Origin of the sequence: Bradyrhizobium lablabi, assembly GCF_018129385.1 — a bacterium.
Lineage (GTDB): Bacteria > Pseudomonadota > Alphaproteobacteria > Rhizobiales > Xanthobacteraceae > Bradyrhizobium > Bradyrhizobium lablabi_C.
In genome coordinates, this window is sequence record NZ_JAFCLN010000002.1 from 340,118 (window position 1) to 352,746 (window position 12,629).

The window sequence follows — 12,629 nt, forward strand, 5'->3', positions numbered from 1 at the left end:
CGGATTGAGGTAGCGATCCTAGGTTTGCCGGCTTAATGCGAGGTCAACAATCTCGCGGCCGCTTCCTCACGCCGCTCCGGCCCGATCACGAAAGGCTTCCACCATCAAGGGGTTAAGGCCGAGTTCTGAGAGCGCGTCGCGGGCGCGGGCATTGTCGTGGGCGCGGCCGGCGAGCCGGTAGCCGCTCATGCGGTCCGGCAGTGCGGTGAGGAGGGCGCCCTGGCCGAGGCGCTTGGCCCATTCCTGCAAATCCTGCGCGAGGAAACGGTAGCCGCCGACGGCCATGATGCCGGATGGTGGTGCCGTGATGTGGACAGCGCCGGTGGCGCGATCGAGGCGCGCGGAATAGTCGGTGTCGACATAATCGCGCGGCGGCGAAGCGATCATGGAATCGTTCGGCGGCGGGGGCGGCGCGTAGGCCGCAACCGGCACCATCGGCCCACGCAGGCCAAGCGTGCCGCGCGGCGTCAGCAAAATTTCTCCGGCGATGGAAGAGCCGGGCAGTTCGCGCGGGGCGCCGTGCGGGCCCGGCTTGATGGGAGCTGCCGAACCGTCGGCGCCGCGCCGCGCGCCGAACAGGCCGGCCTCGCCAAACAGGTAGACATCGGTGAGGCTCGCCTGTTGCGCGCTCCAGGCCGCGCTGGAGGCCACCTGTTCGGGCGCGCGCCAGAGACCGATCACGTTACGCAGCTTCGGCAACCGCGCAAGGTCGAGCTCGTCCAGCCGCAGCGCCAGTTGCGCGGGCGCCACCAGTGTGTCGCATTCGTACTCGTTGATCTCGCGCTCCAGCACCTCGTGATCGAAGGGGTGATGGAACGCCAGCCTGCCGCCGGTCAGCAGCCAGATGGTGAGCGACGACACCACGCCTGCAAAAGAGCAGGGTGCGAAAGCGGACATAATGGTCGCACCCTGCGGCACGTCGCTTTCGAGCGAGACCGCAAGGCCGGCCGCGATCACACTCAGATGCGTCCGCGGCACCGCGCGAAAACCGTCCGAGGTGACGTCGAAGGAGACCAGAGCCGCCTTGCGGCCGTCCTGGATCACCGTGCGCCGTGTCGGCGATTCCGCCGCGATCGCCCGGTCGAGCGAGGCCATGCCTTCCGGCAAATCGTCGCCGAAGCCGCAGACATGGCGGATCGAAAAACATTCCGCCGCCGCGTTCATGGCGATGTCGGCGTGCACGACGCCATCGATGCGGCCGGAGGTGACGACGGCGCGCGCCCCGGTGCGGTTGAGCGCGACGGTCAACTCCGCCTGCCGCCATAGCAGCGGCAGCACCGCCACGATCAGGCCGGCGCGATGGGCGGCCAATACGGTGAGCGCGAACTCGATCGTGTTCGGCAGCTGCACCGCGATCACGGAATTGGCCGGCAGGCCCGACTCGATGAAATGTGCCGCCAGTGCCGAGATCGCGCGATCGGCCTGGGCATAGGTCAGCCGTTTGGGCGGCTGGCCGGTGATGCGGGGCTTGTTCAGGGGATCGAGCAGCGCCAGCGCGTCGGGCTGCCGCGCCAGAATTCGCTGGAACAGGACGTCTAACGTCGGCGAGGCGTTGGAATAGGTCACGGCGTCACTTCGGTTGTGCATCCACCTTGTGCCACCAGGTTTCCGGCAGGTATCCGGACAACGCGGTGGTCGACGGCTTTTCTATCCGATTCCACCGCGCGATCCATTGCTCGGCGACGTTAAAAAGCGGGATACCGTAGAAACCCGACATCAGAGCGCGGTCCAGCGCCCGCACCGCGGAAATGAACGCCGGCCGCTCGCGCGCCTCCAGGATCGCCGCGATCATCGCGTCGATGGCCGGGTCCTTGGCGCCCATGTAGTTGCGGGTGCCCGGGATGTCGGCGGCTTCGCTGCCCCAATAGAAGGATTGCTCGTTGCCGGGCGAGAGCGACTGGTCCCAGCGGTTTTGCAGCATGTCGAACTCATAGCCGAGCCGGCGCTGGTCGAACTGGACGGGATCGACGGCGCGCACGCTCGCCTCGATGCCGACGCGCTTGAGGTCGCGCTGATAGGCGAGCGCAATGCGCTCCTGATCGCGCGTGGTGCACAGGATTTCGAAGGTGAGGGGAGCTTTTGTGGCGCGGTTGCGCAGCACCGCGCCGTCGAGCTCGTAGCCGGCCTCCGACAACAGCGCGAGCGCACTGCGCAGCGTGGCGCGGTCGCGGCCCGAGCCGTCAGTGACGGGCAGACGATAGCTGCCGTCGAGAATGTCGGGCGCGATGGTCGACAGATACGGCTTTAGCAGCTCGCGCTCGCGCGCGTCGGCGTTAACTCCATAGGCCGACAATTCCGAGCCGGCGTAATAGCTCGCCGTTCTGCCGTAGAGACCGAAGAAGTAGTTCTTGTTGATCCATTCGAAATCGAACAGCAGTGTTAGCGCCCTCCGTACGCGGATATCGGAAAATACCGGACGGCGGGTGTTGAAGACGAGGAATTCCGACGGCTGCGGCACGCCCGGCCGGATGGTGTCGCGGATCACTTCGCCGCTGCGGGCGGCCGGGAAATCGTAGCCGTCATGCCAGCGCAGCGGCTCCTGCTCGACACGAAAATCGTAGAGCCCACGCTTGAACGCCTCGAACTGGGCGTTGGACTCGCGGAAGAAATCGAGCCTGATCTCGTCGAAATTCCACAGGCCGCGATTAACGGGGAGATCGCGGCCCCAATAGTCGGGGTTGCGGGTGAGCGTCACGCTGGCGCCCGGCTTCACCGCGCTGACGCGATACGGGCCCGATCCGACCGGCCCCGTCATGCTGGTTTCCTCAAAGGTCGCGGGGTCGACGGCGTGGCGCGGCAACACCGGCATCAGCCCGAGGATCAACGGCAGTTCGCGATCGTTGGCGCCCGCCAGATCGAAGCGAACCGTGAGCGGATCGACCGCCTCGGCCTTTGCGACTTTCGCATAGTACTGCCGGTGGTTGGGGCGGCCCTTGTCGCGCAGCAGGGCCCAGGAGAACAGCACGTCATCGGCGGTAACAGGCTTGCCGTCCGAAAAGCGCGCGCGGGGATCGATGCGGAAGGTGACGTAGCTTCGCGTATCGTCGGTCTCGACCGTTTTGGCGATCAGGCCATACAGCGTGAAGGCTTCGTCGTTGCCGCGCGCCATCAGGCTTTCGATGACAAAGCCCCGCATCTGCTGCACGGCAAGGCCGCGCACGATCAGCGGGTTGAGGCTGTCGAAGGTTCCCAAAATGCCCCAGACCAGGCGGCCGCCCTTGGGCGCCGCGGGATTGGCATAGGGCATGTGGGTGAAATCGGCCGGCAGCGCCGGTGCGCCGTGCATCGCGATGGCGTGGGCTTCCGTGGCTTCAGCGCGGCCGCCGCCCTTTCCGAATATGAGCCCGCAGGCGAGCAGGGCGCAGGCCAGACGCCGGCCGCCGATCGCCCCCAAAACGCCTTTTCCCGCGTGCGGATTTGATTCGGAAATTTTCACCCGCGAAGCTTTACCACAGGCATCGGTGCGCAGCCGCGACATCGGTCAAAGATACTTGTCGGCATTGATCTTTTCGTCCGCCGCTGTATTGAAGGCGGGCAATTGATCTAGGCGGCGGAACCTGTCACGCATCCGCCTCAATTGGCAAAGAGACAGCCGCCCCAAGCGGCTCAGGCGTCGGTACCCGCAGCGGGTCGGGTGCTCCGGTTCAGAAAGGGTTTTCCGCAATGAATTTCCGTATCTTGGCCGGTTCGATCCGGCCGCATGGGCGGGTTTTCGCCTTGTTGGCAGCGACCAGCCTGTCTGCGGCGCTCCTGATTTCCAACGCGGAAGCTCAACAGCCGGCTCCGGCTCCCGGTGCGCCGGCTGCTCCCAAGGCGCCGCCGAAGGCGGCCCCTCCGAAGGCCGCGCCGAAGGCTCCGGCACCTGCTGCCCAAGCTCCGGCCGCGGGTGCACCTGCCCAAGCCCAGGCTCCGGCTGGCCAGCAGCAGCCCCAGGAGCAGCAGATCCAGTTGATCTACGCGCCCTGGACGAAGTTCTGCCTCAAGGGCCAGGACGCCGCCGCCAAGCAGGTCTGCTTCACCGGCAAGGACGGTCGCATCGAGTCCGGCCAGCCCGTAATCGCCGCCGTCATCATCGAGCCGGAAGGCGAGCCGAAAAAGATTTTGCGCGTGACGCTGCCGCTCGGCATGCAGCTCCAGCACGGCACCCGGATCATCATCGACAGCAACCAGCCGCAGCAGGCCGGCTATGTGATCTGCTTCGCCAACGGCTGTATGTCGGACTACGAAGCGACCCCCGAGATGATCGCCAACCTGAAGAAGGGGCAAAACCTCGTCGTGCAGGCGATCAACTCCAACGGCGCCCCGCTGACGCTGCCGCTGCCGCTGGCCGGCGAATTCGCAAAAGCCTATGACGGCCCGCCGACCGATCCGAAGGTGTTCGAGGAAAACCAGAAGAAGCTACAGGAAGAGCTTCAGAAGCGCGCCGAAGAGGCCCGCAAAAAGCTCGAGGCCAATCCGCCCGCCGGAACGCCGGCGGCCAATCCGGCGGCGAAATAAGCCGCATGGTCCAGCAACGAAAAGGCGCCCGAGCAGGGCGCCTTTATTTTGTCTCAACCGTCATTGCGAGCGAAGCGAAGCAATCCAGAGCCGCATGATGAAGCATGGATCGCTTCGTCGCTTCGCTCCTCGCAATGACGATAGTTAATTGAGCGAAGGATTGCGTGGCCGATAGCTGCCCGACTTGTCCTTCACAAAGATCTCGGCCACCTGCGAATGGCGGATCGGCTCGCCGGAATCGTCAGGCAGCAGATTCTGCTCGGAGACATAGGCGACGTATTCGGTTTCGGAATTCTCGGCGAGCAGGTGATAGAACGGCTGGTCCTTGTGCGGCCGGACCTCTTCCGGGATCGACAGCCACCATTCCTCGGTGTTGTTGAATTCGGGATCGATGTCGAAGATCACGCCACGAAACGAGAATACCCGGTGGCGGACGATCTGGCCGATCTGGAATTTGGCGGTACGCGCTTTGATCATGTCTTCGCAGATAGACCAACATTGTGGCCGATGCTAGGGGCATTTATCCGAATTAACCTTTGACGCTGCTGTCAGAGTCGGCTGCACGCAACGGAAAATACTGAAGAAAACTGCCTTACTGATGATCGATATCGTTAACCTCGCGATCCCCTATTTCGGCCTTATCCTGGTCGGTTATGTCTGCGGCAGGATCAAGGGATTGCCCGAGGCCGGGCTCGCCTGGATGAATTTCTTCCTGCTCTACGTGTCGCTGCCGGCATTGCTGTTCGGGATCATGGCGCGCACGCCGTTTGCGGAGCTCAACAACCCGCCATTCCTGATCGCGACCACGCTCGGCACGATGCTCGCCTTTGCGCTTGCCCTGATCGTCGGCAAGCTGGTCGGCAAATTGTCGTTGCGCGAGGCGACCATCGCGGGGCTGGCGGGCGCCTATGGCAATATCGGCTATATGGGCCCGGGGCTGGCGCTGGCCCTTTTCGGCGACACGGCGGCCGCGCCGACGGCCCTGATCTTCTGCTGCGACAGCATTTTCCTGTTCACGATCGTGCCGCTGCTGATCGAGCTGACCGACCGCGACCATCCCTCGCTGCTGCACGCGCTGGGGGTGACCGCAAAACAGATCGTGCTCAACCCGCTGATCATGTCGGCCTGTCTCGGGGCGCTGGCCGCAGCGCTGCATATCCAGTTTCCCGTCGCCCTCAACAATACCCTGCAATTCCTCCAGAACGCGGCCGCGCCGACGGCGCTGTTTGCACTGGGCGTCACGGTTGCCTTGCGTTCGTTCGATCGCGTGCCATGGGAGGTGCCGAGCGTCATTGCCGTAAAGCTGCTCATCCATCCGCTGATCGCCTTCGGCCTGATGCTGGCATTCGGGCCGTTCGCGCAGCCCTGGGCGGCGACCGCGCTGCTGATGGCCGCGCTGCCGCCGGCACTGAATGTGTTCGTGATGGCGCGCCAGAACGACACCTGGATCGAGCCGGCTTCCGTCGCGGTCCTGATCGGGACGTTCGCATCCGTCGTCACGCTGACCAGCGTGATGTGGCTCATCCAGTCCGGAAGGCTGGTGTTTCCCTAGAGCGTGATGACTTTTCTTCGAATCGTCATCGCGCTCTATCTTTTTGTTTGAGCATGATCTTTTCGGAAAACCGGTGCCCACTTTTCCGGATCATGCTCTAGCCGGTGTCTGGCTAGCTGCGCCAGGACGGCGCCAGCCCCTCGCGCATGGCGAGCCGCCGCAGCGGGCCGATCGAGCTGATCAGATGCAGGCCGGTTGCGCGCGCAGCTTGCATGGGCAGAAAATCCGACAGCAGGGAGCGGTTGGCGATGTCGATCACCATGGTGCGGCTCGTGACGTCGCTGGCCCGCGCGCGAGCGTAGCGGCCGAGCGAGCGTTGCGAACCCGGATCATCGCCGGCTGCAATGGCATCGTGAACGATGTCGGCGACATCAGCGGCGTCGCGCAGTCCCATGTTCAGACCCTGTGCGCCGATTGGCGGCACGACATGGGCGGACTCCCCAACCAGTGCAACGCGGTTCCGGGCAATCTGCCGGGGCTGCTCGATCGACAGCGGAAACTTGTTCCGGCCTGGCTCGACGGCAACGCGTCCCAAAATGGAATGCGATTGCTTTTCGATGGCCTCGGACAGCTCTTCGTCGCCGAGCGATATCAGCCGTTCGGCTTCCCTGGGCGAGGTTACCCAGACGACGCTGGAGCGATCGCCGGGCAGGGGGACGAACACGCAAGGACCATCGGACGTGTGAAATTCGGTCGAGATGTTCTTGTGCGGCCTTGTATGGCCGATGTTGAACGTGAGTGCGGCCTGGTGGAGGTCGCGCCGGCTGACCGCGATGCCGGCCGCCTCGCGGCAGAGCGATTGCCGGCCGTCGGCGCCGACGACGAGCCGCGCCGCCAGCGATTTGCCGCCGGCGGTGACGATGGTGGCCTGTTCCATGTCGGGCGTCACCGCCTGCGCCTCGTCGTCGAGCCGGGTCAACCCTGCCAGTTCGGCGGCGCGCTGCTCGAGCGCCGCCAGCAGCGTCCGGTTGTCGATGTTGAAGCCGAACTGCTCGAGACCGATTTCCTCGGAGACAAAGCGGACTTCCGGCGCGCGGATCAGCCTGCCGGTATCGTCGACCAGCCGCATCACCCGAAGCGGTGCGGCCTTGTCGCGGCAGCGTTGCCATACATCGAGCCGTTCGAGCAGGTCGACCGAGGCTCCCAGCAGCGCCGTGGTGCGGTTGTCGGCATAGGGGGCGCGTCGGGCGAGCAGGGCCGTCTTGGCGCCCGACTCACTCAGCGCAATCGCCGCCGAAAGCCCTGCCGGGCCGCCGCCGATCACGACGACGTCATAGGTTCCGGATACACCGTTCATGCCGGGACAATTGACGCCTCCGGCGGCTTTTTCAAGTCTTTAGCCTTTCCGGAAGTTTCCGCGGTTTACGCGGCTGAACGCCGCAAGCGCGGATGTGCAAAGCTTTCCGATTCCTGATATGCCGCGATGATGGAAACCAGCCAGCCCATTCTGCCTGAAGCGACCTCGCGGATGCGGGCGGCGGCGTTTTCCGTGCATATCTTCACCGCGCTCGGTGCGGGCGTGGCGCTGATCGCCATGCTGGAAGCCGTGCGCGAGCACTGGACCAACATGTTCGGCTGGCTGGGCGTCGCGCTCATCATCGACGCGCTCGACGGCCCGATCGCGCGGCGGCTGGATGTGGTGCGGCTACAGCCGAACTGGTCCGGCGACATCCTCGACCTCGTGGTCGACTTCCTCACTTACGTGTTCGTGCCGGCCTATGCGATCACGGCGAGCGGAATGCTGTTGCCGCTGGCCGCGCCGGTGCTCGGCATCGGCATCGTGGTCTCCAGTGCGCTCTATTTCGCCGACCGCCGCATGAAGGCGTCAGACAATCATTTTCGCGGCTTTCCGGCGCTGTGGAATGCCGCCGCCTTCTACCTGTTCCTGCTGCACATGCCGCCGGTGCTTTCGACGCTTGCGGTTGCCGCGCTCATCGCATTGACCTTCGTTCCCATCCACGTGCTGCATCCGGTTCGCGTGGTACGATTGCGCTGGCTCACCTTGTGGCTGATGGCCGCCTGGGCCCTGCTGGCGCTGCTCGTGCTGCTGAACGATTTTAACGTCGGGCTTCCCATCGTCGTGGCGCTGTGCGCCATCGGCGCCTACATCATCGGCAGCGATGCTGCGATCCGGCTGATCAAATCCTTCAAGGCATGATGGAATTACTGACCAGTCCCGAGGCCTGGGCGGCCCTGCTCACATTGACGGCGCTGGAGATCGTGCTCGGCATCGACAACGTGATTTTCCTGTCGGTGATCGTCTCGCGGATTCCGGAGCCGCAGGCCACGCGGGCGCGGCAGATCGGCCTCTTGCTCGCGCTGGTATTCCGCATCCTGCTCTTGAGCATTTTGGTGTGGCTGATCGGCCTGACGGCGCCGGTCATCACCATCAAGAACCTTGCGCTGTCGTGGCGCGACATCATCCTGATCGCCGGCGGCATGTTCCTGATCGCGAAGGCGACCCACGAAATCCACACCGAAGTCGATGCCCATCAGCACGGGCGTGAGGAGAGGTCGCCTGCCAGCGCATTCCTTCTGGTGATCATGCAGATCATCGTCATCGACATGGTGTTTTCGCTGGACTCGATCATCACGGCGATCGGCATGTCGCAGGATCTCGAGATCATGGTGGCGGCCGTGGTAATTGCCTGCATCGTCATGTACGTCTCGTCCGGTCCGGTCTCGCGGTTCGTGGCGGAGCATCCCACCACCAAGATGCTGGCGCTGGCTTTCCTGGTGCTGATCGGGGTGGCGCTGGTGGCCGACGGATTCAAATTCCACATCCCGCGCGGCTATATCTACTTTGCCATCACGTTCTCGGCCGCCGTCGAATTCTTCAACGTGCTGGCCAAGCGCAACCGCAGGAGGACAGCGGCGAAATAGGCCGTTCGCACCGGTTCCGGTGGCCGTCGGTTGACATGTCAGCGCCGATGGCATTCGTTTCGCATCGAAACAAATGCCCGGGAGACCGAGATGACCAAGGCCGTGCGCGTACACAAGGTGGGTGGACCGGAAGTCCTAACCTACGAGAGTGTCGAGGTGCCGGCGCCCGGCCCGGGCGAGGTGCGAATCCGCCAGCATGCCGTCGGGCTCAATTTCATCGACGTGTATTTCCGCACCGGCCTCTACAAGGCGCCGGGCCTGCCGTTCATCGCCGGCAACGAGGCGGCGGGCGAGGTGCTGGCGGTCGGCCCCGGCGTGACCAATTTTCATCCTGGCGACCGCGTCGCCTATTATTTCAATCTCGGCGGCTATGCCTCGGAGCGGGTCATTCCGGCGGACAAGCTGGTCAAGCTGCCGGACCACATCACCTACGAGCAGGGCGCGGTGCTGATGCTCAAGGGCCTGACGGTCTGGTATCTCCTGCACAAGACGTTCAAGGTGGAGCAGGGCCACCGCGTGCTGATCCATGCTGCGGCGGGCGGCATCGGGCTGCTCGCGTGCCAGTGGGCGCGGGCGATGGGCGCGCATGTGATCGGCACCGTCGGTTCGAAGGCCAAGGCCGATCTTGCGCTCGCCAATGGCTGCGATCACGTCATCAACTACAATGAAGAGGATTTTGTCGCGCGGGTGAAGCAGATCAGCCGCAACGAGCTCTGCGACGTGGTCTATGACGGCGTCGGCAAGAGCACATTCCCGGGTTCGTTGTCCTGCATCAGGCCGCGCGGCATGTGGGTAAGCTTTGGCAACGCCTCCGGGCCGGTGCCGCCGTTTGCGATCGCCGAGCTCAACAATCACGGTTCGCTGTTTGCGACCCGGCCGAAGCTCAACGACTATGTCGCCAACCGCAAGGAATTGCTGGAGGGTGCCGACACGCTGTTCGCCGCCGTGATCAACGGCAAGCTGCATGTGCCGATCAACCACGCCTATGCGCTGAAGGATGCAGCGAAGGCGCATACCGATCTTGAGAGCAGGGCGACGACGGGGGCCGCGATCTTGCGGCCGTAGGGGCGCAATAGTCGCAAACACTTTGCTGGACAAGTCGGCCCAGCAAAGTGGCGGTCCCGCGAGGACTCGAACCTCGAACCTTCGCGTCCGTAGCGCGGCGCTCTATCCAATTGAGCTACGGGACCTTGCCATCATCGGCTGCGATCCGGCCTGTCTACGCCACCTGTCGTGCCGCGCCGGCCTTGGTCAGGACCGCATCCAGGCACCCGATCATCAGCGATATCTCCTCCCGCGTGACGTTGAGCGCCGGCATGAAGCGCAGCGCGTCGGGTTGCGGCGAGTTGATCAGCACGCCCTCGGCAAAGGCCTGCGCGACGATCGAGGGACCGATCGGCAGCTTCAGATCAAGCGCCAACAACAGGCCGCGTCCGCGGACGTCGCCGAGGCCGTGCCGCGCCGACAGCTTCTGCAACTCGCTTTCGACAAACAGCCCGGCATCCGTGGTTGCCTTCAAAAACTCCGGCCGGCTGACGGTTTCGAGCACCGCAAGCCCGGCCGCGCACATCAGCGGATTGCCGTTGAACGTGCCGCCCTGGTCGCCATGTTCGAAGCAGGAGGCGTTCTCGGTCGCCAGCAGCACCGCCAGCGGCACGCCGCCGCCGATGCCTTTGCCGAGCGTCATGATGTCGGGTTCGATTCCGGCGTGCTCGTAGTGGAAAAGCTTGCCGGTTCGGCCGACGCCGGTCTGGATCTCGTCGAAGATCAGCAGCAAGCCGTGCGCCCTGGTCAATGCGCGCAACTGCCGCAAGAATTCGTCGGTTGCAGGCCACACGCCGGCTTCGCCCTGGATCGGCTCCAGCATCACGGCAACGGTGCTTCTCGTGATCAGCGCCTTCACCGACTCGATGTCGTTGAGCTTTGCCTTGCGAAAGCCGGGGACTTTTGGCTCGAACAGCGGCTCGAACGCCTTCTTGCCCGAGGCCGACATGGTCGCGAGCGTGCGGCCGTGAAAGCCGCCCTCGAAGGTGATGATCTCGTGCGCGCCGTTCTTGTACAGCGAGCCGTATTTCCGGGCGAGCTTGATCGCGCCTTCATTGGCTTCCGCGCCGGAGTTGGCGAAGAACACCTGGTCGAAGCAGCTCCGCTCGATCAGCGCCTTTGCAAGCTTCAGGCTCGGCCCGTTGTAAAAGGCCGGGCTCGGGGTGAGCAGCAGCGCCGACTGCGCCGCCAGCGCGTCCGCAATAACGTCAGGCGAATGGCCGAGGGAGTTCACCGCCCAGCCCTGCATGAAGTCGAGATAGCGCTTGCCGCTCTCATCCCAGAGATAGCTGCCCTTGCCGCGCACGAACACGGCTTTCGGGCGCGCGGTGATGTCCATCAGCGCGTCGAACGGATGGGAAGCGTAGGTCATGTCGGTCTCCTCTTCGATTTTCTCTTGGGGTTTTGGGATGAAAGGGCAGGCCGAAACGCAAGAAGGCCGCACCTTTCGGGTGCGGCCTTCTCGAAAACCTAGCTGATCTAGTTGTTCAGCGTAGTCGTCGGACATGGCGCGCGCCCACATCGTCGTGGGTACGACGGCGGTCGGCGGCGCGGCGGATGGTCCGGTTGAATGTCATAGGGCGCGCTCATACAGCCGAACCGTTGGCCATGTCAAGCCGGTCGCCCCATGAACCCTTTCGGCGAGTTGCCCGACCAAGGTCGGCACCGCGCAATCAGCTACGGATTTCCCGCCTTGTCCGAGAACGCCTACTACGTCGACGTCGACAGCATCCGCCGTGCATTTCCGCCCGGCAATGACGCACCATCCTTGCTGCTGGATTTCGCCGAAGGGCTCGAAGGCTGCCCATGGGGCAACGTTGGATGCTTCAATCTTGTCGGAGATTTTTCCGACAGGGCTCCAATTGTCGATGGCAGCCCGCTGCGCGACAAGTTCGCGCTGTTTGCGCGGTTGCCGGAAGGATCGGTTGTCGGCGCCTGGTACGGCGCAGGCCATGAGGCGGCCAAAGCTCCGATCGTGGTGCTGGGCTCCGAAGGGCAGCACGAAATCATCGCGCCTTCGCTCGAAGGCTGGCTGGCCAGGATTGCACTGTTGTGGTTCGAGACGAACCAGGTATGGACTGATTTCACGCCGCACGAAGACGCCGAGGACGCCACCGACGAATTGGCGGACTGGCTGCGCGAACGGCTTGGCGTGGACGATCTGGAGCCTCTGACACAGATGCCGGACGGATTGCCGGATTTCGCCGGCTGGATGGGAAAATGGTGCAGGGAGCGCGAGGCGTATTGGGAAGGCCATCCGGCCATGGCCGAGCTTGCGGCAAAACTGACGGCGCACAAGCCGGCCGGCAAAGATCCGTGGGGTCGCACAATCTTCGAGGTCGCCATCTCTGGCGCACAGTATCAGGCGCGCGTGCTACGCCGCGGCCGACAGCCGATCGAAGAAGCGGCTGCGATCGAGCCCGTGCTGCGCGCCCTACGCGACGAGATGTGGCGCGCAAAACCCGAACTCGGCCTGTGGCATCAGATGGTGCTCGGGATGAACGCGTCCGGCTGCATCCTGCCGTCGTTCGATTACGACACGCGCCCGACCTTTGGCGAAGCACCCGCCGATATTTCCGAGGCGAAGGCCGATCTCTTGCGCGCGCCGCGGCCGGAGCGATGGGTGCCGGCCTGGCTGGTCAATTCCTGACTG

At 64.2% G+C, this 12,629-nt stretch carries 11 protein-coding genes and 1 tRNA gene; 6 read left to right on the plus strand and 6 right to left on the minus strand.

The features are described from left to right. Positions 1-66: 66 nt before the first annotated feature. On the minus strand, positions 67-1,587 hold the full coding sequence (locus tag JQ628_RS05150; RefSeq protein ID WP_212220251.1) for a class I adenylate-forming enzyme family protein: 1,521 nt from the start codon (positions 1,585-1,587) through the stop codon (positions 67-69). After that, on the minus strand, positions 1,571-3,478 hold the full coding sequence (locus JQ628_RS05155; protein ID WP_212220254.1) for an extracellular solute-binding protein: 1,908 nt from the start codon (positions 3,476-3,478) through the stop codon (positions 1,571-1,573). Before JQ628_RS05155 ends, JQ628_RS05150 begins: the two co-directional genes overlap by 17 nt. A 185-nt stretch (positions 3,479-3,663) precedes the next feature. On the opposite strand from JQ628_RS05155, the gene JQ628_RS05160 reads away from it, so the two are divergent. Further along, positions 3,664-4,497, plus strand: coding sequence for an invasion associated locus B family protein (locus JQ628_RS05160; RefSeq protein ID WP_212220257.1), 834 nt, complete (start codon positions 3,664-3,666; stop codon positions 4,495-4,497). A 144-nt stretch (positions 4,498-4,641) separates the two neighbouring features. Here the strand turns inward: JQ628_RS05160 and hspQ are convergent, their stop codons facing one another. Beyond that, entirely contained in the window at positions 4,642-4,974 is a 333-nt protein-coding gene (gene hspQ / locus JQ628_RS05165) for a heat shock protein HspQ (protein ID WP_212220261.1), read from the minus strand. 121 nt (positions 4,975-5,095) lie between these two features. Between hspQ and JQ628_RS05170 the strand changes: the two genes are divergently transcribed. Beyond that, positions 5,096-6,049 (plus strand): AEC family transporter, encoded by a 954-nt coding sequence (locus JQ628_RS05170; protein WP_212220264.1) that lies wholly within the window; start codon positions 5,096-5,098, stop codon positions 6,047-6,049. A 112-nt stretch (positions 6,050-6,161) separates the two neighbouring features. Here JQ628_RS05170 and JQ628_RS05175 read toward each other — a convergent pair whose 3' ends face one another. Then, positions 6,162-7,346: a UbiH/UbiF family hydroxylase gene (locus JQ628_RS05175; RefSeq protein WP_212220267.1), complete on the minus strand. Its 1,185-nt coding sequence runs from the start codon at positions 7,344-7,346 to the stop codon at positions 6,162-6,164. 126 nt (positions 7,347-7,472) lie between these two features. Here JQ628_RS05175 and pcsA point away from each other — a divergent pair, with 126 nt between their 5' ends. The 3 genes from pcsA to JQ628_RS05190 all read left to right on the plus strand — a co-directional run bounded on the left by pcsA (position 7,473) and on the right by JQ628_RS05190 (position 9,997). Next, positions 7,473-8,207: a phosphatidylcholine synthase gene (gene pcsA, locus JQ628_RS05180; protein WP_212220270.1), complete on the plus strand. Its 735-nt coding sequence runs from the start codon at positions 7,473-7,475 to the stop codon at positions 8,205-8,207. Next, positions 8,204-8,932, plus strand: a complete 729-nt coding sequence (locus JQ628_RS05185) for a TerC family protein (RefSeq protein ID WP_212220273.1) — start codon at positions 8,204-8,206, stop codon at positions 8,930-8,932. The genes pcsA and JQ628_RS05185 overlap by 4 nt, the downstream gene beginning before the upstream one ends. Before the next feature lie 90 nt (positions 8,933-9,022). Continuing rightward, on the plus strand, positions 9,023-9,997 hold the full coding sequence (locus JQ628_RS05190; RefSeq protein ID WP_212220276.1) for a quinone oxidoreductase family protein: 975 nt from the start codon (positions 9,023-9,025) through the stop codon (positions 9,995-9,997). A gap of 48 nt (positions 9,998-10,045) precedes the next feature. On the opposite strand, the gene JQ628_RS05195 is transcribed toward JQ628_RS05190, so the two are convergent. Beyond that, positions 10,046-10,122: transfer RNA gene (locus JQ628_RS05195), tRNA-Arg, on the minus strand. Positions 10,123-10,151: 29 nt separating this feature from the next. Continuing rightward, positions 10,152-11,348 (minus strand): acetylornithine transaminase, encoded by a 1,197-nt coding sequence (locus JQ628_RS05200; RefSeq protein ID WP_212220278.1) that lies wholly within the window; start codon positions 11,346-11,348, stop codon positions 10,152-10,154. A 321-nt stretch (positions 11,349-11,669) separates the two neighbouring features. Between JQ628_RS05200 and JQ628_RS05205 the strand changes: the two genes are divergently transcribed. Continuing rightward, a complete protein-coding gene (locus tag JQ628_RS05205) occupies positions 11,670-12,626 on the plus strand; it encodes a hypothetical protein (protein WP_212220281.1) in 957 nt (318 codons plus the stop codon). The last annotated feature ends 3 nt before the right edge of the window (positions 12,627-12,629 follow it).

Coding starts and splice junctions, on each gene's coding strand:
- JQ628_RS05190 (WP_212220276.1), top strand. CDS start 9,023: ATGACCAAGGCCGTGCGCGTACACAAGGTGGGTGGACCGGAAGTCCTA.
- hspQ (WP_212220261.1), bottom strand. CDS start 4,974: ATGATCAAAGCGCGTACCGCCAAATTCCAGATCGGCCAGATCGTCCGC.
- JQ628_RS05150 (WP_212220251.1), bottom strand. CDS start 1,587: ATGCACAACCGAAGTGACGCCGTGACCTATTCCAACGCCTCGCCGACG.
- JQ628_RS05185 (WP_212220273.1), top strand. CDS start 8,204: ATGATGGAATTACTGACCAGTCCCGAGGCCTGGGCGGCCCTGCTCACA.
- JQ628_RS05155 (WP_212220254.1), bottom strand. CDS start 3,478: ATGTCGCGGCTGCGCACCGATGCCTGTGGTAAAGCTTCGCGGGTGAAA.
- JQ628_RS05200 (WP_212220278.1), bottom strand. CDS start 11,348: ATGACCTACGCTTCCCATCCGTTCGACGCGCTGATGGACATCACCGCG.
- pcsA (WP_212220270.1), top strand. CDS start 7,473: ATGATGGAAACCAGCCAGCCCATTCTGCCTGAAGCGACCTCGCGGATG.
- JQ628_RS05160 (WP_212220257.1), top strand. CDS start 3,664: ATGAATTTCCGTATCTTGGCCGGTTCGATCCGGCCGCATGGGCGGGTT.
- JQ628_RS05170 (WP_212220264.1), top strand. CDS start 5,096: ATGATCGATATCGTTAACCTCGCGATCCCCTATTTCGGCCTTATCCTG.
- JQ628_RS05175 (WP_212220267.1), bottom strand. CDS start 7,346: ATGAACGGTGTATCCGGAACCTATGACGTCGTCGTGATCGGCGGCGGC.